At 73.8% G+C, this 19,009-nt stretch carries 16 protein-coding genes; 7 read left to right on the forward strand and 9 right to left on the reverse strand.

The window, feature by feature from the left end:
- Nucleotides 1-359: 359 nt before the first annotated feature.
- Nucleotides 360-2,105, forward strand: coding sequence for a PP2C family protein-serine/threonine phosphatase (locus ACZ7KX_RS32275; protein WP_470329549.1), 1,746 nt, complete (start codon nt 360-362; stop codon nt 2,103-2,105).
- 219 nt (nt 2,106-2,324) lie between these two features.
- A complete protein-coding gene (locus ACZ7KX_RS32280; RefSeq protein ID WP_470329550.1) occupies nt 2,325-3,245 on the forward strand; it encodes a hypothetical protein in 921 nt (306 codons plus the stop codon).
- 55 nt (nt 3,246-3,300) lie between these two features.
- On the opposite strand, the gene ACZ7KX_RS32285 is transcribed toward ACZ7KX_RS32280, so the two are convergent.
- Complete coding sequence (locus ACZ7KX_RS32285) at nt 3,301-4,056, reverse strand: DUF1775 domain-containing protein (RefSeq protein ID WP_470329551.1); 756 nt, start codon at nt 4,054-4,056, stop codon at nt 3,301-3,303.
- 178 nt (nt 4,057-4,234) lie between these two features.
- Nucleotides 4,235-4,609: a hypothetical protein gene (locus tag ACZ7KX_RS32290; RefSeq protein WP_470329552.1), complete on the reverse strand. Its 375-nt coding sequence runs from the start codon at nt 4,607-4,609 to the stop codon at nt 4,235-4,237.
- A gap of 223 nt (nt 4,610-4,832) precedes the next feature.
- Here ACZ7KX_RS32290 and ACZ7KX_RS32295 point away from each other — a divergent pair, with 223 nt between their 5' ends.
- Entirely contained in the window at nt 4,833-6,506 is a 1,674-nt protein-coding gene (locus ACZ7KX_RS32295) for an LCP family protein (protein ID WP_470329553.1), read from the forward strand.
- A gap of 93 nt (nt 6,507-6,599) precedes the next feature.
- Here the strand turns inward: ACZ7KX_RS32295 and ACZ7KX_RS32300 are convergent, their stop codons facing one another.
- From ACZ7KX_RS32300 to ACZ7KX_RS32320, 5 genes are all read right to left on the reverse strand, one after another.
- Nucleotides 6,600-7,259, reverse strand: coding sequence for a double zinc ribbon domain-containing protein (locus tag ACZ7KX_RS32300; RefSeq protein ID WP_350522645.1), 660 nt, complete (start codon nt 7,257-7,259; stop codon nt 6,600-6,602).
- 91 nt (nt 7,260-7,350) lie between these two features.
- Entirely contained in the window at nt 7,351-7,686 is a 336-nt protein-coding gene (locus ACZ7KX_RS32305) for a hypothetical protein (protein ID WP_470329554.1), read from the reverse strand.
- Between the two features lie 144 nt (nt 7,687-7,830).
- The gene (gene lepB / locus ACZ7KX_RS32310; protein WP_470329555.1) at nt 7,831-8,820 is read right to left on the reverse strand and encodes a signal peptidase I; all 990 of its coding nucleotides are present in this window, start codon (nt 8,818-8,820) and stop codon (nt 7,831-7,833) included.
- 63 nt (nt 8,821-8,883) lie between these two features.
- On the reverse strand, nt 8,884-9,480 hold the full coding sequence (locus ACZ7KX_RS32315; RefSeq protein ID WP_350522648.1) for a helix-turn-helix domain-containing protein: 597 nt from the start codon (nt 9,478-9,480) through the stop codon (nt 8,884-8,886).
- Between the two features lie 150 nt (nt 9,481-9,630).
- A complete protein-coding gene (locus ACZ7KX_RS32320) occupies nt 9,631-11,148 on the reverse strand; it encodes a hypothetical protein (protein WP_470329556.1) in 1,518 nt (505 codons plus the stop codon).
- A gap of 402 nt (nt 11,149-11,550) precedes the next feature.
- Between ACZ7KX_RS32320 and ACZ7KX_RS32325 the strand changes: the two genes are divergently transcribed.
- Nucleotides 11,551-12,885, forward strand: a complete 1,335-nt coding sequence (locus ACZ7KX_RS32325; protein ID WP_470329557.1) for an NAD(P)/FAD-dependent oxidoreductase — start codon at nt 11,551-11,553, stop codon at nt 12,883-12,885.
- A gap of 68 nt (nt 12,886-12,953) precedes the next feature.
- Here the strand turns inward: ACZ7KX_RS32325 and ACZ7KX_RS32330 are convergent, their stop codons facing one another.
- On the reverse strand, nt 12,954-14,498 hold the full coding sequence (locus ACZ7KX_RS32330; protein ID WP_470329558.1) for an FMN-binding glutamate synthase family protein: 1,545 nt from the start codon (nt 14,496-14,498) through the stop codon (nt 12,954-12,956).
- A gap of 393 nt (nt 14,499-14,891) precedes the next feature.
- Here ACZ7KX_RS32330 and ACZ7KX_RS32335 point away from each other — a divergent pair, with 393 nt between their 5' ends.
- Nucleotides 14,892-16,802: a lamin tail domain-containing protein gene (locus tag ACZ7KX_RS32335; RefSeq protein ID WP_470329559.1), complete on the forward strand. Its 1,911-nt coding sequence runs from the start codon at nt 14,892-14,894 to the stop codon at nt 16,800-16,802.
- Nucleotides 16,803-17,063: 261 nt separating this feature from the next.
- Here the strand turns inward: ACZ7KX_RS32335 and ACZ7KX_RS32340 are convergent, their stop codons facing one another.
- The gene (locus ACZ7KX_RS32340; RefSeq protein ID WP_470329560.1) at nt 17,064-17,636 is read right to left on the reverse strand and encodes a histidine phosphatase family protein; all 573 of its coding nucleotides are present in this window, start codon (nt 17,634-17,636) and stop codon (nt 17,064-17,066) included.
- Between the two features lie 304 nt (nt 17,637-17,940).
- On the opposite strand from ACZ7KX_RS32340, the gene ACZ7KX_RS32345 reads away from it, so the two are divergent.
- Nucleotides 17,941-18,159, forward strand: coding sequence for a CbtB domain-containing protein (locus tag ACZ7KX_RS32345; protein ID WP_470329561.1), 219 nt, complete (start codon nt 17,941-17,943; stop codon nt 18,157-18,159).
- Nucleotides 18,160-18,185: 26 nt separating this feature from the next.
- A complete protein-coding gene (locus ACZ7KX_RS32350) occupies nt 18,186-18,965 on the forward strand; it encodes a CbtA family protein (RefSeq protein WP_470329562.1) in 780 nt (259 codons plus the stop codon).
- The last annotated feature ends 44 nt before the right edge of the window (nt 18,966-19,009 follow it).

A 19,009-nucleotide genomic window follows, 5' to 3' on the forward strand; every position in this document is an offset into this window, starting at 1 on the left:
CGCACGGGTCTCGCGCGGGGTCCGGCGCTGGTCTGCGGGTGTCCGGCCGGGCCTGCGGGGGTCCGGCCCGCCCGCGGGCTCACAGCCGGCCCGAGAGTGCTCCGGCCCGGCCCGCGGCGCCCGGGTCGGGCCCCGCCGCCCAAGTATGACCGGTGATCATCCGGCGTTCGCCCGCCCGACCCTGGCCGCTCCGCGGCAGGTCGCCGCGCGCGGCCGCCCACCGCGTCCCGGGGCCCGCTCCGCACGCACGGCACCACGCTGCACCACGCTGCACCGGGCCCCGTACAACAGCGTCTCCGCCCGGTCAAGGTTTACTCCAGTTGTGGGCGTGCCGCGCCCCGGCGCGTGATCATGGGCGTATGCACTTCCGGCACGGAAACCGAGCAGAGGGTTCCCCGTCCGCGACACCGGGGCCCCGGTCCCTGGCGGCGACGGCGGCGGCCCTCGCGGCGAGGCTCGGCGCGATCACCGGCAGTGACCACGGAGGTGACGACCCCGACCTGCTCCGGGCGGTCCTCGGCGCCGCCCCGGTCGGCGTCGCCGTACTCGACGAGCGGTTGCACTGGGTGTACCTCAACCCCGCCTTCACCACCGCCACCGGCCTGCGCCGCGCCGATCTGCTCGGCCGCGCCGCCGAGGCCACCGCCTTCGCCCCGGCCACCACCACCCTGCGCCGCGTCCTCGACGACGGGCTCGACCGCGAACACGGCACCGGCGGCCCGGACGGCGTGGGCCACCCCGTCCCGCCCGGCCTCCGGGTGCGCTACCGGCCGTTGCGCCACGCCGGACGGACCACCGGTGTGATCATCGTCGTCCTGGACGACCCCGACCCGGCCCGCGAACGGCTCCGCGAGCTCGAACAGGCCCGCGCCCGCCTCGCGCTCCTCGACGACGCCGCCGAGCGGATCGGCACCACCCTCGACGTCGGGACGACCTGCGCCGAACTCGCCGCCTTCGCCGTGCCCGGCCTCGCCGACCTCGCCGTCGTCGACGTCCTGCCGCCCGAGGCCGAGCCGTTCCGGGCCGGCCACAGCACGCCCCAGCGGCTGCACCGCGCCGCCGTACGGTCCGTACCGGCCCTCACCGACGCGCTCGCCGACCTGGCCCGTCCCGGCGAATCGATCCGCCACCGGGAGGGCTCGGCCGCCGCCCGCAGCCTCGGCGGCGGCATCGCCGTGCTCACCGGACCCGGCCCCGCGGACGCCTGCCCCGCCGGGACGGCCTCGCTGCTGGTCCTGCCGCTGGCCGCCCGGGGCGGCCAGGTCGGGCTGCTCACCCTGGGACGCACCGCCGCCACGCCGCCCTTCACCCCCGACGAGGCCGCGCTGCTCGGCGACCTCGCCGCGCGGGCCGCCACCGGCATCGACAACGCCCGCCGTTACACCCGTTCCCAGGGCATCGCCCTCGAACTCCAGCGGGCCCTGCTCAGCGAACCCGGCAACCCGCACCAGAACCTCGCCCTCGCCTCCCGCTACCTGCCCTCCGGCACCACCTCGGTGGTCGGCGGCGACTGGTACGAGACGGTCCGGCTGCCGTTCGGCCGCACCCTGCTCGCGATGGGCGACGTCATGGGGCACGGTGTCGAGGCCGCCGTCGACATGAGCCACTACCGCTCCGCCCTGCGGGACATCGCCGGGATGGACCTCCCCCCGCACCGGATCCTGCGCCAGCTCGACACCGTCATCTCCGCCGACGACTCCGCCCGCCCCGCGACCTGCCTGCTCGCCCTCGCCGACCCGGGCCGCGGCCGCTGGACCCTCTCCAGCGCGGGCCACCTGCCGCCCGCCCTGATCTCCCCGGGCCGACCCACCGAACTGCTGCACCTGCCCAGCGGCCCGCCGCTGGGCACCGGCCTCGGCGGCTACGAGCAGACCACCCACCCGCTCACCCCGGGCGAGACGCTGCTGCTCTACACCGACGGCCTGGTCGAACGGCGCGGCGAGGACATCGACGTCTCACTGGACCGCCTCGCCGCCCTGCGCCTGCCCGCCACCGGCGACCTCGACGACCTCCTCGACGCCGTCCTGCACGCCCTCGTCCCGCCGCCGGCCCCCGCCGCCGAGGACGACATCGCCATCCTGGCCGCCCGGGCCAAGCCGCGCTGACGGTCCGTACAGACACGGGAGCCGGTACCGGGCCTTCACCACCGCCCACCTGCCGCCGGGCACGTCCCTGACGCGGCGCCGAACGATCCCGCCGGTCCCGTGCAGCGCGACTTTCGGTTATCAGGCCGTACGCCGGCGATCTCCAGTAACAGCGGAGCCGAACGCCGTCGGCCCGCACGGCGTCGCCCCCGGCGCGCCCGCAACGGGAAAGACCTGCCGATGACCGCTTCTCCCACTCGCCGTCCGTTCCAGCGGCGCTGGCTGCTCGCCTCCTGCGTGCCGGTGCTGCTCGTGCTCGGGATGGCCGCGTCCGTTCCGGCCGCCCCGCCCGCTCCCGCGCCGCACGCCGGCATGCCCGGCATGTCGGACGGCATGCCCGGGATGCCCGGCATGGCCGGCGCGCCGGGAACGGCGGACGCGTCCGGGAGCACCGGACGCGGCCTCGCCGCCGAGCAGGGCGGCTACCGGCTGGACACCGCGGCCACCGAGCTGCCCGCCGGGCGTCCGACGTCCTTCCGGTTCACCGTCACCGGCCCCGGCGGCGCACCCGTCACCGACTTCGCGGTCCACCAGACCAAGAAGCTGCACTTCTACGCGATCCGCGCCGATCTCACCGGCTTCCAGCACCTGCACCCGGACATGGCCGACGACGGCACCTGGACCGCCGACCTCCCCGCCCTCGCGCCCGGCACCTGGCGGCTGTACGCCGACTTCGTGCCGGACACCGGCCCCCACGCCCCCGAGCTCGTCCTCAGCCGCACCGTGACGGTGAGCGGCGAGTACTCCCCGGTGCCCCTGTCGGCCCCGACCGGCACGGTCGAGGTGGACGGCTACACCGTCACCCTCCGCGCCCAGGCGGCGGCCGGCGCACACACGTTGGTCGCGAGCATCGGCCAGGACGGCCGGCCGGTCACCGATCTCCAGCCCTACCTGGACAGCTACGCCCACCTCAGCGCCTTCCACGAGGGGGACCAGGCACTGGCCCACCTCCATCCGGCGGACGCCGTGGCCGGCGACCACGGGGGCCCGACCCTGACCTTCCAGGCCCTCCTCGCGGAACCCGGCAACTGGCGGGTCTTCCTGCAGTTCCAGACCGCCGGGCGGCTCCACACCGCCGAACTCACCCTGCACGTCGACTGACGCCGCGGGCCCGGCCCCGCCCCACGGGCCGGGGGCCCCGGTTGCCGACGGAACGTCAGCTGCCGGCGGCGGCCCGCCTGCGGCGCCACAGCCACGAACCGCCCGCGGCGAGCGCGACCACCACGGCGGCACCGACGACGAGGCCGGCCGAGGAGGAACCGCCGCCGCCCGACGCGGTCGAGGCCGTTCCGGGCGAGGCCGTCACGCCCGGGGCGCCGGACGGAGCGGGCGCGGCAGCGGCCGAGGTGGCAGAGGCGGAAGCGGCAGAGGCGGAGGCGGAGGCCGAGGAGGGCACGGCGGACGGCGTACCGATCGGGGTCGCTCCGGGCGCGGCGGCGGCGAGCTTGAGGGTCGGCGCGGGGTGCCGGGGCTCGGTGCCGCCCTCGGGCAGCTCGATCCAGCGGTCGATGTGGCCGTCGCCGTACGTCTCCAGGGTCTTGAAGACCAGCTGCCGGGCGTCGGGCAGCTGCTTGACGGTGATCCGGTAGACGGCGTCCTTGCCCTGCGGGAGCGCGGGGCCGCCGACCGTGTAGCCGTCGGCGGTGGCGGCGAGCGTCCAGCCCTGGGGGGCGTCGGCGAGCGTGACGTCGGCGGGGGCGATGCCCTCGGGCAGGACGACCCGGAACTCGGCGAGGCCGGCGGTGCTCGACTCGGCCTCGGCGGTGAAGGTGACGGTGGCGTTGACGGCCAGCGCCCGGGCGGTCCCGGAGGCGACCTCCACGTGTGCGAAGGCCGGCGCCGCGAGGGCGAGGGAGCCGGCCACGACGGCCGTGACGGTGGCGGCACGGCCGAGCAGGCGGGAGTCGTTCACGGGTCTTCGCTCCGGGGGGAGCCGGCGTCGGGCCGGGGCCGGCCCGGCCGATCGGGCCCGGCGGCGTCCATCATGCACGACGGATCCGCGATCCCGGCCCACCCCGGAGGGCCCCGGCGGGGCCGGAGCGGGCGCCCGGCCCCGCCGCGACGACCGCTCACCCGCCCGGCTCGTCCCCCTACTTGCGGCGGCCGAAGATCCGCTTCGCGGCGTAGATGATCCCGACGATCAGCAGGACGAAGAGGAGGATGATCAGGATGATCACGACCAGCAGGAACTTGCCCAGCTTGGCGAAGAACCCCTTCTTCTTCTTGGTGTCCTTGGCCGCGAGGTGCACGGCATCGGCGTTCGACGGCGCGACGGACGCGGCGATCGGCCGGGCGCCCGCCTCGGCGGCCGCCCCCGCGGCCGGTGCGCCGCGGTCGGACACCGCGACGGCGGCGGTTCGGGGTGCGGCCACCGCCGTCGCGCTCGACGCGACGGCGGTGAGACCGACGGCGGCCGCCAGTGCCACCAGGGCCCCGGCTATCGAACGTGCGATCCGGTGAGTCATCGTGCTCCTCGTACGGGTTCAGGGTTGCTCGGGCGAGTCCGACCAAAGCAATTTCTCATGCTCTGACCAGCTGGTTTTCTCATCCGCGCCTAGTATGCTCCACTGAAGTTCTACAGCGGTGTAAAAGTTTAGCGACGGGCCTCGCCCGGATCGGCTCCGGCCCCGGGCCGCGCAAGCCCACCGCTCCGACGGGGGCTCCGTGGCAACTGTGGAGGATGACGACGTGTCTGGCCGCAAGGGTTCCCCCGACGCCGGAAATTCGCCGCACCGGGCGGGCGGACGCCGGGCGGCGGGCCGAACGACCGCCCCGGAACAGGGCGAAAGGGACACCGAGGGTATAACGGACGGCAGTTCGGCAGGCCGCGCCAGTTCGACGGGCCGCGCCAAGAAGAAGCCGAAGCGCAGCACCAAGCAGAAGGTGCTCTGGGCGACCGCCGGAGGCACCGCGCTCCTGGTGCTCGCCGGCGGCGCCCTCTACTACCGCCTCGACAGCAACATCTCCACCTTCGACGGCGACGCCGTCAGCAAGGACCGCCCGGACGCCGCGGCGCCGGACGCCCAGGGCCGCACCCCGGTGAACGTGCTGCTGATCGGTTCGGACAGCCGCGGCAACGGCAACAGCGACCTCGGCGGCGGCGGGGACGGCGGCGCCCGCTCGGACACCGCGATCCTGCTGCACGTCTACGCCGACCACAAGCACGCCGTCGGCATCTCCATCCCCCGCGACTCCCTGGTCACCATCCCGCCCTGCAAGCTGCCCGGCGGCAAGTGGACCAAGGAGCAGACCAACGTCATGTTCAACAGCGCCTTCTCGGTGGGCGACACCGACCAGGGCAACCCCGCCTGCACCCAGAACGCGGTCGAGAAACTGACCAACCTGCGCGTCGACCACACCATCGTGGTGGACTTCAACGGCTTCGCCTCGATGACCAAGGCGGTCGGCGGCGTCGAGGTCTGCCTGCCGAACGACGTCCACGAGGGGGACCTCAACCCCAACCTGGGACACAAGGGCAAACTGGTCTTCGCCAAGGGCAAGCAGAAGGTCGAGGGGCAGTCCGCGCTCGACTACGTCCGGGTCCGGCACGGCATCGGAGACGGCTCCGACATCGGCCGCACCAAGCGCCAGCAGGCCTTTTTGTCCTCCCTCATCAAGCAGGTCAAGTCCCGCGGGATGGACCCGACCACCCTGCTGCCGCTCGCCGACGCGGCCACCAAGTCGCTGACCGTCGACCCCGGCCTCGGCTCGGCCGCCAAACTGCTCGACTTCGCCACCTCCCTCAAGGACATCGACCTGCACGACGTCAAGTTCCTGACCACGCCGTGGCGTTACGAGGGACCGCGGATCGCCCTGGTCCACCCCGACGTGGACCAGCTCTGGGCGGCGCTCAAGGCCGACCGCACCGTCGACGGCCAGGACGCCAGCGCCCCCGGCGGCCCCGGCTCCGCAGCCCCCACCACCCCCGCCGCCGAGGCCGCCCCCACGCCGACCACCGCCCCGGACCCGAAGGCCGCCGGGGTCAAGGTCTCCGTGCTCAACGGCACCGGCGAGACCGGCCTCGGCGGCAAGGCCGCGGAGACGGTCAAGGGGGCCGGCTACGCCGTCACCACCATCGGCAACGCCGCCGGGAAGCCCCGCGGCACCACGGTCGTCGAGTACGGCGCGGGCGAGCGCGGCTCCGCCGAGGCGGTCGCCAAGCTGTTCCCGGGCGCGACCGTCCAGCCCGGCGGCCGGGGCCTCAGCGTCGTCCTCGGCCACGACTTCGCCTCCGCCAACCCGGCGACCGCCACCAACCCGGCCCCCGGCGCGGGCGCCGCTCCGGCACCGCTGCCCACCAGCGTCAGCGGCACCGCCCGCTCGGCGGACGACGACCCCTGCGCCAACGTCTCGTACGGCTGAGCGGCGCGCCGCCGCCGGGGCACGCGGACGGCGACGGGGCGCCCTCGGACCGCCGTCCCGAGGGCGCCCCGTCGGCCGCGCCAGGAGCCGCGTCTAGCGTCTCGTCCCGCAGGACGGGCAGAACGCGGCACCGTCCGGCACGTCCTGGTGGCAGCTCGTGCACTGGACGGCCTGCGCCAGCCGGAAGCCGCAGCCCGGACAGAACGGCGTGCCGTGCGTCTCGGCGTGGCACTGCGGACAGACCAGCTGGCGCGGCGCGTTGACGTCGTACCCGGTGCCCGTCTGCTGTCCGACCTGGTAGGCGCGTTCGGAGACCATGTCGTTGAGACCGCGGTGCTGCGCCGCCATCGCCTCGGCCGCGGTGTCCGGGGCGCAGCTGAAGCACAGGCCCTGCGCCGGGTTGAAGCAGCGGCCGCAGACGTAGTGGGTGCAGCGGGCGCAGCGATTGAAGTGCGTCTGGGCGTTGGCGATCGCGCGCTGGAAGGCGGCGTCCCGGGTGGTTCCCCAGGTCTGGCCGGCCAGACCGTCGGCGGCGTTGCTGATGGTGTTGGCGTTGCCGCCGATGAGGTTCCAGGCCGCGCTGACGCCCTTGCCTATCCAGCCGGCCATCTGGCCGGTCCGGAACGCCTCGAACGGCGAGCGCCAGGTGTCCGAGCAGCGGTAGCAGTAGAACTCGAACTGGAAGCCCGCACCGGTGCCGTGCTGCTCGCACAGGTCGCGGTAGTTGCTGCTGAAGTAGATCTCCGAAGTCACGTCGTCCCCGGTCGCTGAAAGTGGGATGTCGGCGGTCGCTCCCAGGGACGATAGGGCTCAATGTGCGGTTCCGCCAAAGAGTCTGTGCTGATCAGAGCCCCGACACCGGCAGCAGCACCACTCGTGCCGGGTCGAACCGCTCCCAGTACGCGGGCCGTCCGCTGCGGCCGACCCGAAGCCGGCACCAGCGCCGGCCGGTCGCGTCCTGCCACCAGCCGCTGATCCGGCCGAGCGCCCAGGCGCCCTCGCCGAGGTCCACCTCGACCGGCTGGTAGACCCACTGCACGGCGTGCTCCGCCGGGTCCACCGGGTCCGCCCCGTCGACCCCGACCCCGACCCCGCGCTCGTCACGCTCGTCGCGGTCGTCCCCGTTCGCGGGGTCCGCCGGATCCCCGGTCTCCCGGGGACCGCACTGACTCTCCATCACGGCTCCGCCTCCCGACCCGGCCTCGGCCGCGGCGGCCACCCGGTGCGGGGCGGCCGCCGCGGCCGGGGGTGCAGTACACCTCCTGAACTCTACAGGCGTGTAGAGAACGGCGGGAGGGATTCCCCGAAGCCGAGCAGGACCGGCTCAGCGGTCCTTCCGCACCGGCCTCCGACGACGGACTCCCCACAGCGCCACCGGAACGACCCCGGCCAGCGCGAGCGCCTCCGAGGCCGGCGGCGCCTCGAACGGGGCACCGGCCGCCCCCGCCGGGACCTTGTCGAAGGTGTCCGGCACGGGCAGGGTGGACCAGTCCGACAGCGGCCACGCCACCACGAACGCCCGGCCGACCACGTTGTCCACCGGCACGAAGCCGTCACCGGTCACGTTGTGGTGCCAGCGGGAGTCCCGCGAGTTGTTGCGGTGATCGCCCATGACCCAGAGCTTGCCCTTGGGCACGGTGATGGTGCCGACCGGGTCGTTGTCGCAGGGCGTCGAGCCGGGGAACAGGTACGGCTCGTCCAGCGCGACGCCGTTCACCTTCAGCGGGGCGCCCGCGTCGCACTGGACGGTGTCCCCGCCGACCGCGATCACCCGCTTGATCAGGTCCTTCTCGTCCGCCGAGGGCATCAGGCCGACGGTGCTCAGCGCCTTCCGGACGGAGCCCATCACGGAGTCGTCGGTGGTCGTCGTGCCCTCCAGCCAGCCGCCCGGGTCACGGAAGACCACCACCTCCCCGCGCTCGGGCTCCGCGCCGAACCACGGGGTCAGCTTGTCCACCAGCACCCGGTCACCGATCGCCAGGGTCTGCTCCATCGACCCGGAGGGGATCGAGAAGGCCTGCACGAAGAAGGTCTTGATGCCGAGCGAGAGCAGCAGGGCGATCACCAGCAGGATCGGCAGCTCCTGCCAGAACGGGCGCTTCTTGCGCGGGCGCTTCGCCCCCTCGTCCGGGTCGTCCTCCCCCGCGCCTCCGCCCGCGTCCCCGCCCGCCCCCGCGGCTGCAGCCGCGGCCGCCGTACCCACGCCTGTGCCCGTGCCCGAGGACGTGCCCACGCCCGCCCGGCCGTCCCCGGCCCCGCCGCGTTCCCCGGCTCCACCGCTCTCGCCGGACTCCGCGCTCTGCTGCACACTCATTTCCTCGGCCCCTCCCGACGGCCCGACGGGAGTCGCAACGAAGACCCCCTGTCAGGAACGAACCTACCGAACAGAGGTTCCCGGGCGCGCCCTGACGTGCATGCGCTCACCCTGCGGGCCGAACAGGCTCAGGAACTCCACCGGCTGCGGGCCCGCGTTGCCGAAGGCGTGCGGGGTCCGGGTGTCGAACTCCGCGGCCTCACCGGCCGTCAGCACCAGGTCGCGCGACCCGAGCACCAGCCGCAGTCGGCCGGACAGCACGTACAGCCACTCGTAGCCCTCGTGCACCTTCAGCTCCGGCTCCGGCTCGGTGTTGCGGCCCGGCGGCACGATGTGCTTGAACGCGTGCATCCCGCCCAGGTGACGGGTGAGCGGGATGATCGTCTGGCCGTTCCTGGTCACCGGGCGCGGGTGGATCCGCGGGTCACCGGTGGCCGGGGCGCCGACCAGCTCGTCCAGCGGCACCCGGTACTCCCGGGCCAGCGGCAGCAGCAGCTCCAGCGTCGGCTTGCGCTGCCCGGACTCCAGCCGGGACAGCGTGCTGAGCGAGATGCCGGTCGCGGCGGCCAGTTTGGCGAGCGTGGTGCCGCGCTCCCGCCGCAGGGCTCGCAACCGGGGACCCACCGTGGTGAGGACGTTCTCGAACTCTTCGTCGGCCATGCCTGCCATGTGCCGCTACGGCAAGGGCGTTTGTCAATCCGGCACCCGGGTGAGGTCCGGGACGCGGACCGGCGCCGGACGCGGACCGACCCTGGACGCCGCGTACGAACGCCCCGGACAGGGACCCAGCGGCGCTTCGGGGCGGCCGGCTCACCGGTACTCGCGCAGCCGGGGCCGCACGCCGACCGCGGCGAGGCCCAGCGCCACCGCCAGCACACCGGCTGCCAGGGCCGCCGTGGTGCCGTCCAGGTCCCCGTCGGTCTCGGCGACCGCGCGGTCCATCGCGGTGGCGTTGATCGCGATGGTGTCCCCGAGCGCGGCGCCCAGCTGCTCGAAGTCGTAGTTGGACTGTCCCTTCGAGAGTCCGGTGTTGAGCGTGACCGCCTCCTTGAGCCTCCCGGCGGTGCTCAGCTCGCGGATCCTGCGGTCGGTCAGCTGGTACTGCTGGAAGGTGTCCAGCACGCGCTCGGCGGCGTCCTGCTCGCCCGGGAAGGTGACGTTGTGCAGCTCGCTGCCGAGGAACCCGCCGAAGGGGACCGCCGTACGGTCGGCGCGGTGCCGCCGGGCCGCGTCGGCCAGCCGGGCGTTGTAGTCCGCGAGGGTGGCGCCGTCGATCCGGGCGATCGCCTGGGTCTGCTCAAGGAAGGCCTGCTCGTACGCGACGGCGCGGGTCGGGTCGATCAGGTAGCGGCTCTCGTCGGCGTTCATGTCGAACGCGACGGCGCGGGCCCGGCTGAGGGCGATCACCGAGTCGTAGGCGTTGCTCTTGGCGGTCACCAGGTGGTCCTCGGAGCGGCCCACCAGGTTCAGCCCGGTCACCAGCACCGCGCCGGTCAGCAGGGTCACCGCGGCCAGCGCCGGGTTGACCACCCGGCGGTAGCGCACGGCGAGGGCGCGCTGGAGGCCGAGCAGGGCCGCGAGGGCGAGCAGGCCGACGGCGAGCAGCCACCACCGGCCGCTGCCCAGGGCCTCGCGCTGCTGAAGGTAGACGCGCTCGACGGAGGCGTCGCTGGTGACGGTGACCTGGTCGGCGGCGGGCAGGAGTCGGCCGCGCAGCAGGTCGGTGGCCTGCCGGTAGGTCTCCAGTGCGGCCTGCGAGGGCTGCCCGGCGGGCGAGTTCGCCTGCTCCTCCAGCAGCTGCGCCCGGGCGACCAGCGCCTCGTAGCTGCCGAGCCGGTCCAGGACGAGCCGGACGGCGCGCTGCCCGGCCGGATCGTCGGCCGCGGCCCGGGCGGCCTGCTGCAGGTCGTCGTCGGCCTGGGCGCGGCGCTGCTCGTAGGTGTCCAGGGTCTGCTTGCGCAGGGCCGTGTACTCGGGGTCGGCGCCGACCAGCAGCAGGTTGGCGGCCTGGGCGTCCATGTCGCTGAGCGCGAAGTAGAGGTCGGCGGCGCGGGTGGCCTGCGGGGCGTCCCGGTGTCCGATGGTGTCGGTGCCGTCGCGGGCGCCGCCGAGTACGGCGGTGGCGGTGGCGCCGAGGCCGAGCAGGGCGGCGAGGCTCAGCGCGGTGAGGCCGCGCACCAGGCGCGGGGTGGTCCAGTGGTCCCGGCTGCCGATCGTCCGCGCACGGCGGCCGAGCCGGGCCAGGGTGCCCGGTGGGGCGGGTTCCGCCGTCTCCGGCGGGTCCGCCTCGTTCGAGGTGGTCGCCCTGTGCTCCGTGGAGGTCGTCATGACCGCACGTCCCTTTCCCCCGTGGCACGGTCGGCCGGGGGGTTCGGGCGCGCCGAAGACCCCGAGCGCAGAACCGTTTCTGCTTTTCGTTCGCTCTTCCGCCGCGCGACGCTAGTGCCGCACCGCCCCGTGCGCGGCTGGTCCTGACGCCTCCTTGACACCGCCGGGCACCGATCTTGACGCTTCCTTAGCGCCCGCCGGCTCCCGGCACCGACGGTCACCGCCCTCCGGCACCCGGCACCCCCTTCCGCCGGCACCCTCCCGACCGCACGGCGGCCAGCCGACGGTGGAACCGGCGTGCCGGTCGGCCCGAACCGACGTCAACACCGGCCGGGAGCACCGGCGTTCCTCCTCCGACCGAAACGATCACGGAGCCCCCGGCGCGCCACTACGCTACGTGTCATGACTTCTTCGGATAAGACCCCCGGGCTGGGCACTGCGGTGGTGATCGGCGGCGGACTGGCCGGGTTGGGGGCGGCCTGGGCGCTGCGCGGCCACGCGGAGCGGATCGTCGTCGTGGAGCGGGACCACTACCCGGCGGAACCGGCGTTCCGGGCCGGGGTGCCGCAGGGACGGCACGCCCACCTGGTACTGGAGGCCGGGCACCGGGTCCTGGAGGAGATGTTTCCCGGCATCAAGCAGGAGCTGATGGACGCGGGTGCGCTGCGGGTGACCACCTCGGAGGTGAGGTGGCTCAGCTCCGCCGGGTGGATGGCCGAGTACCCGGCACGGATGGCCTTCCTCTCCTGCACCCGGCCGGTGCTGGACCAGCTCGTCCTGGAGCGGGTCCGCGCCGACTCCTCGATCGAGTTCCTGGAGGGCACCGACGTGGTCGGCCTGCTCGGGTCGGCCGGGGCGGTGACCGGCGTGAAGGTCCGCGAGCGGGGCCCGGAGCGCGGCGAAGTCCGTGACCTCCCCGCCGAGTTGGTGGTGGACGCGGCCGGCCGCTCGACCTCGGTGCCGAAGTGGCTGACGGAGCTGGGCTGCCGCCCGGTGCCCGAGCAGCGGGTGGACGCGGGCGTGGCGTACACCTCCCGGCTGTTCCACCGCCCGGCCGGGGTCGACCTCGGCGGCCAGGCGATCTACCTGCAGACCAAGGCGCCGGAAGCACCGCGGATGGGAGTCCTGCTGCCGGTCGAGGGCGACCGCTGGATCGTCAGCCTCGCCGGGATGCGCGGCGCCGAACCGCGGCCCGGCGAGGAGGGGTTCACCGAGCACCTCGCCGGACTGCGCGACCCGCTGCTCCGCGAGGTGCTGCGGGACGCCGAACCCGCGGGCGAGGTGCGCGGCTTCCTCCCCGGCCCCGGCGTGCGGCGGCACTACGAACGCAGCGGTCCGGAGGGCCTGGTGGCGGTCGGCGACGCCGCGAGCACCTTCAACCCGGTGTACGGCCAGGGGGTCACCGTCGCCCTGTTCTGCGCCCGGGAGCTGCGCCGCACCGTGCTGCGGCACGGCGGCATCGGACACGCCGCTGCCCGGGACGCGCGGCGCGCCGTCGCGGCGGCGTCCAAGAACCCGTGGGTGATGTCCTGCGCCGAGGACGCCCGTTTCGACACCACCACCGGCGCGCCCACCGGCGCCCTGCTCAAGCTCCAGCACCGCTTCCTGGACAAGGTGCTGGCCGGCGCCACCCGCGACCCCCTGGTCACCGCGGCGTTCCACGAGGTGATGTCGCTGGTGGAGCCGCCGTCGCTGCTGTTCCGCCCGTCGGTGCTCAGCGCCGTCCTGCGCGGCTGAACACCGACGGGCCGGGCCGGCCGGGGCCGCTCGATCGGCCCGGCCGGCCCGACCGTCGCCTCGGCGCGTCAGACGGTCGGCTTCCCGTGGGAGGCCGGCCCGCCCGTGACGAGGGCCGTGATCTCGGCGGCGAGCTCCGGGCCGAGCTCGCCCCACCCCTCCTTGTAGCCGTAGACGCCGGCCAGGGAGCGGGCCTCGTAGTCGCCGTTCATGATCTCGATGTCGTTCGCCGTGATCAGTGCCGGGTGGGCCACACCGACGGCAGCCGAGACCTTCATCAGCTCCTTGCGCAGGGTGCGCAGGTAGACGGCGGCCCTGGTGGCCTTCGAGGCCGGGTCGAGGCCGCGGGCCAGCCACGGGTTCTGGGTCGCGATGCCGGTGGGGCACTTGTCGGTGTGGCACTTCTGCGCCTGGATGCAGCCGATCGACAGCATCGCCTCACGGGCGACGTTGATCATGTCGACCCCCAGGGCGAAGGCGACCGCGGCGTTCTCGGGCAGACCGAGCTTGCCGGAGCCGATGAAGGTCAGCTCGTCGGTCAGCCCCAGCTCGGCGAAGGTGCCGTAGACCCGGGAGAAGCCCATCCGGAACGGCAACGACACCGAGTCGGCGAACATCCGCGGGGCCGCGCCGGTGCCGCCCTCGCCGCCGTCGATCGTCACGAAGTCGACCCCGCGGTCGCCGCGCGCCATCAGGGTGGCCAGCTCCTGCCAGAAGCCCATCTCGCCCACCGCGCTCTTCACCCCGACGGGCAGGCCGGTCTCGGTGGCGAGCAGCTCGACGAAGTCGAGCATCGAGTCGACGTCGCCGAACGCGCTGTGCCGCGACGGGGAGGCGCAGTCCTCGCCGACCGGGATGCCGCGGATCCCGGCGATCTCCGGGGTCACCTTCGCGCCCGGCAGCATCCCGCCCAGCCCGGGCTTGGCGCCCTGGGAGAGCTTGATCTCTATCGCCTTGACCGGTGCTCCGGCGACGACGTCCTTGAGCTTGTCGAGGTTGAAGCTGCCGTCCTCGTTGCGGCAGCCGAAGTACGACGTCCCGAGCTGGAGGACGAGGTCACCGCCGTTGCGGTGGTACGGCGAGAGGCCCCCCTCGCCCGTGTTGTGCATCGTGCCCGCCAGCGCCGCGCCCTTGTTGAGCGCCGTGACGGCCGCGCCGGACAGGGATCCGAAGCTCATCGCCGAGATGTTCACCACGCTGGCCGGCCGGAACGCCTCGGCGCGCCCGCGCGGCCCGCCGAGCACCTTGGCCGAGGGCAGCGGGGCCTGCGGGTCGTGCGCGTCGGGCAGGGCGCCGGCGAACGTGCGCTGCTTCACGTAGGCGTGGCCCTGGACGTGCTCGACGTCGACTTCGGTGCCGAACCCGAAGTAGTTGTTCTCCTCCTTCGCCGACGCGTAGATCCACGTGCGCTGGTCACGGCTGAACGGGCGCTCCTCCTCGTTGGAGGTCACGATGTACTGCCGCAGCTCCGGCCCGATCCGCTCCAGCAGGTACCGGGCGTGCCCGACCACCGGGAAGTTCCGGAGCAGCGCGTGCCGCTTCTGCATGAGGTCGCGGGCAGCCAGGAGCGCCACCGCTGTCGCGGCGGCCGCGCCGATCTTCCGGGCTTGCATGAACGTTCCTCCAAGGTGCACGACACCATCGCCGGGCGGTGGGGTCGTCGTGTCGTGTGGGGTGCCGGACGGCGGGCACGCGGCCGAGGAGGCAGCAGCGTCCGTCGAGGGATGCCAGACGATGGTAGGAGGCCCCCCGGACCGGCCCGCGGCCAGGGGCGGTCGGAGCGCGCGGCCGCCGGCCCGCGCCCGGCGTTCCGGGGTGTTCGGGGTGTTCGGGGTGTTCCCGAACCTTCCGGGACGTTCCCAAGCGTTCCGGAGCGTTCCTGAGGTCAGCAGGCGGCATTCAGCCCCCGTACACGCTGTTTCAACGTTGCGTCACCAGAGTTCGGCCTCGTGCCTACCTCACACCCACGCGCCGGTGTCGCCTCCCTGTGCGCCGCGGCTTTGACGTTGTCAGGAATCGTCGTCACCGGGATCGTCGCCGCACAGCCCGCGGCGGCCGCGGACCCGGCCGGCTACCAGAACGTACGGATCAACGAGGTCACCTCGTCCAACAGCGACACCGTGGAGCTGTTCAACAGCGGCTCGACCGCGGTGAGCACCAGCGGCTGGAAGATGTCCGACGACGGCTTCACGCCGCAGGCGTTCAGCCCGTCCTCCACCACGATCCCGGCCGGTGGCTTCGTCACCTTCAACTCGCCCAAGGGGCTGGGTGACTCGGACAAGGTGGTGATCTACACCGCCGACGGCACCGTGGTCGACCGCGTCGACTGGGCGACCGCCAACGCCAAGCCGGCGATCGCCCGCTGCGGCGGCGACGGCACCGGGACGTGGGTGACCGCGACCGCGGCGACCACCTTCGGCTCCGCCAACGCCGGCGGCTGCCCGGCGTCGGTCCCGGCCGCGAGCAAGGTGCGGATCAACGAGGTCACCGCTGACGGCGCGGACACCGTCGAGCTGTACAACAGCGGCATGAGTGCGGTCGGCATCGGGTCGTGGAAGTACGTCGACAACGACACCACGCACTCCCCGGTCTCCATCTCGTCCTCCTCGCCGAGCGCGACCACCATCCCCGCGGGCGGCTACGTCACCTTCAACTCCACCATCGGCCTGGGCGGCAACGACTCGCTGTTCCTGATCGACGGCAGCGGCAACACCGTCGACTCGGTGACCTGGGCGGCCGGTGGCGCCTCGCCGTCCGACGAGCGGTGCACCGGCGGCTTCCGGACCTCCGTGACCGCGACGTTCGGCAGCGCGAACTCCTGCACGGGCGCCGGCGGCGGGGGCGGTGGCGGTCAGACCGGCCACCTGCTGGGCGGCGGTGGCGCGCTCACCAGCGGCTGCACCCCCGAGGCGCCCTCCGGTACGGGCCCCACCCCGGCGGGCACCCTGGCGTGGCCGGGCGGGCTGGACGTCACGATCGCCGACAACGTCTGCGCGTTCACCACGTCCACCGGCCCCGAGGGCCGTGACGTCAGCGGCCTGGCCTTCGACCCGGCCGACCCGTCCGTGCTGTGGGCGGCCAAGAACAAGAACTGGCTGTTCAAGCTGGTCAAGAGCAACGGCAAGTGGATCCCGGACGCCTCCTGGAGCGCGACCGGCAAGCAGATCCGCTTCGCGGGCGGCTCCGGCCAGCCGGACTCCGAGGGCCTGACGGTCGGCCCCGACGGCCACCTCTACGTGACCTCCGAGCGCGACAACAGCAACAACACCGTCCCCAAGGACACGATCATGGAGTTCGACCCGGCCGCGACCGGCTCGACCCTCACCCCGGTCCACCAGTGGGACATGACCTCGCAGTTCCCGCAGCTGAACACCGGCAGCAAGGACGACGCCAACCTGGGCTTCGAGGGCGTCGGCTACGTGCCGGACAGCTGGCTGACCGCGAACGGCTGGGTCGACCCGCTCACCGGCTCCGCCTACGACCCGGCGAACTACCCGCTGCACGGGTCGGGCCTGTACTTCGCCGGTCTGGAGTGGGACGGCACCCTGCACGTGTACGGCCTGAACTCCGACGGCACGTTCACCACGTTCGGCACGATCGCCACCGGCAAGGTCTCCGTCATGGACGTGACCTTCGACGCCGGCACCCAGCGCCTCGTCGCGACCTGCGACAACACCTGCGGCGAGACCCACACCTTCATGAAGGTCAACGCCGCCGGCGCGATCGTCCCGGACGTGACCTACACGAACCCGGCCGTCATGCCGGTCGACAACCTGGAGGGCTTCGCGATCGCGCCGACGTCCACCTGCGTCAACGGCTTCCGCGAGGCGGTCTGGAGCGACGACGGCATCTACGGCTTCGGCTCCGGGACCTCCTCCTCCGGACACGCCCTCTACAGCGGCACCTTCCCCTGCTGATCGCGTGCCGAAGCTCCCGGCCGTCGGCGGGTCACGACCGTGACCACCGCCGACGGCCGGGAGCTTCGTCGTACGGTCCGTCCCCGCCGGGCGGGCCGCCAGGACCGCTGGATCGCCGACCTGTCCGGCCGCACCCGTCACAGCCGGCGCGGGCCCCGAGGACGCCGGTCCCGGACCACCGGCCCGTGGTGGTCGAGCTGCCGCTGCAGACCACAGCCGATCGACTGGTTCCCGCTCACCCACGACACCCCGCCGGCACCCTCACACCGGCATCAGAGCCGTCCCGCAGAGCAGGTTCCAGCGGCCCGCGCGACCGGACAGCTCGGTGGCCGACAGCGGCCGGACGTCGAGGCGCCAGAACGCCGTCGGTGGCAGGTCGAGCGCCCCAACCACCGCGGCCCGGACGACTGCGGGTTCGGCCACCGCCAGGACGCGCCCACCGTCCCCGGCCAGCCCGTCCAGCCAGCCGCCCACCCGTGCGCACAGCGCCGTGACCGACTCCCCGCCGTGCGGGGCCGCCTCCGGGTCGGTCAGCCAGCGCGACACGGCCTGCGGGTCCCGGCCCGCGACCTCCTCCAGCCGCTGCCCGCGCCAGTCGGCCACGTCCAGGTCCGCCAGCGCCGCGGCCGGCTCGGCGGCGAGGCCGAGGGCCTCCGCGGTCAGCCGGCAGCGCGCCGAGGGCGAGGTGAAGGAACGGGCCGCCGGGGGCAGTGCACCGGCTGCCGCGCGGGCGGCGGCCAGGCCGGCCTCCTCCGGCGGGGCGTCGTCGCCGAATCTCGCCTCCCGCAGTTCGACTCCGATCGACGGTGCGATGAAGATCACGCGGACGGTCACCCGTCCCCCTCCCTGCCCCCGAACTGGGCCTTCGCGCGTGTGCGTACCGGTGCTCCCGCCGTCCGATGCGCCGGGGCGCGCGCCCGTGAGCCCCCTGTCAAGCCCCTTGGCCGGACGTTCGCGACACGGTACCGTCCCTGCGACAACTGAAGACGGCAGAGCGCGGAAGCCCGGTGAGACTCCGGCACGGTCGCGCCACTGTGAAGCCGCAGCCCCGGCCCCCAGCCCCGGCCCGGCGAGTCAGACCCGCCCTGCCGTCCGTGCTCCACCGAAACGGGACGCGTGTTCCCAGAGGAGGTCGGCCATGGCTCACCCCATCGCCCCCGCAGCCCCCACCGCCCCGGCGGTCACCCCCATCTCCGTCAAGGCCGTCCTGCCCTGGGCCGTCTTCTTCGGCATCCTGCTCATGGCCCTGATCTACTTCGTCGGCGCCGAGCAGGGCGCCACCTCCCTCATCTCCGGCGAAGACGTCCACGAGTGGGTCCACGACGGCCGCCACCTGCTCGGCTTCCCCTGCCACTGACCAGCAAAAACAGGGGAACCAGACCAGTGAACTCCGTGAACGTCAGATCCCTCCTCGTCCGCGGCATGCTCGCCGGCCTCGCCGCCGGCCTGCTCGCCCTCATCGTCGCCTACCTGCTCGGCGAACCCCGCATCGACGCAGCCATCGCCTACGAGGACGCCCACGCCGCCCCCGGCGCACCCGAGATGGAGATCGTCAGCCGCTCCCTGCAGTCCACCGCGGGCCTGGCCACCGGCATCCTCCTCTACGGCATCGCCCTCGGCGGCATCGCCGCCCTCGCCTACTGCTTCGCCCTCGGCCGCACCGGCCGCTTCTCCCCGCGCGCCACGGCGGCCCTGCTGTCCGGCGTCGCGCTGATCGCGGTCTACCTCGTGCCGTTCCTCAAGTACCCGGCCAACCCGCCGTCGGTGGGCGACCCGGAGACCATCGGCAAACGCACCACGCTGTACTTCCTGATGATGGCACTCAGCGTGCTGCTGGCGGTCGCCGCGGTGATCGCCGGCAAGCGCCTCGCACCACGCCTGGGAAACTGGTACGCCACCGTCGTCGCCGCCCTCGGCTTCGCCGTCGCCATCGGCCTCGCCTACGCCTTCCTGCCCGCCGTCAACGAGGTCCCCGAGGACTTCTCGGCCACCCTGCTCTGGCAGTTCCGCCTCGCGGCGCTCGCCATCCAACTCACCCTCTGGACCTCCTTCGGACTGCTCTTCGGCCACCTCGCCGAACGACTCCTCAACCCGAAGCCCGCCACCGCGACCGCCGTCGCAACGCCGGGGAGCGCCCCGGAGCCCGCCGCCTCCGCACACTGAGGCACGCACCGTCCCACCGTCACACCACGCAGGCCGGTCGGAGC

This window comes from Kitasatospora sp. NPDC038210, assembly GCF_055600605.1.

What these genes read in the sequence shown, in the direction of transcription:
- ACZ7KX_RS32320 (WP_470329556.1), bottom strand. Translation starts at nt 11,148, where the DNA reads ATGACGACCTCCACGGAGCACAGGGCGACCACCTCGAACGAGGCGGAC.
- ACZ7KX_RS32330 (WP_470329558.1), bottom strand. Translation starts at nt 14,498, where the DNA reads ATGCAAGCCCGGAAGATCGGCGCGGCCGCCGCGACAGCGGTGGCGCTC.
- ACZ7KX_RS32280 (WP_470329550.1), top strand. Translation starts at nt 2,325, where the DNA reads ATGACCGCTTCTCCCACTCGCCGTCCGTTCCAGCGGCGCTGGCTGCTC.
- ACZ7KX_RS32315 (WP_350522648.1), bottom strand. Translation starts at nt 9,480, where the DNA reads ATGGCCGACGAAGAGTTCGAGAACGTCCTCACCACGGTGGGTCCCCGG.
- ACZ7KX_RS32275 (WP_470329549.1), top strand. Translation starts at nt 360, where the DNA reads ATGCACTTCCGGCACGGAAACCGAGCAGAGGGTTCCCCGTCCGCGACA.
- ACZ7KX_RS32345 (WP_470329561.1), top strand. Translation starts at nt 17,941, where the DNA reads ATGGCTCACCCCATCGCCCCCGCAGCCCCCACCGCCCCGGCGGTCACC.
- lepB (WP_470329555.1), bottom strand. Translation starts at nt 8,820, where the DNA reads ATGAGTGTGCAGCAGAGCGCGGAGTCCGGCGAGAGCGGTGGAGCCGGG.
- ACZ7KX_RS32325 (WP_470329557.1), top strand. Translation starts at nt 11,551, where the DNA reads ATGACTTCTTCGGATAAGACCCCCGGGCTGGGCACTGCGGTGGTGATC.
- ACZ7KX_RS32290 (WP_470329552.1), bottom strand. Translation starts at nt 4,609, where the DNA reads ATGACTCACCGGATCGCACGTTCGATAGCCGGGGCCCTGGTGGCACTG.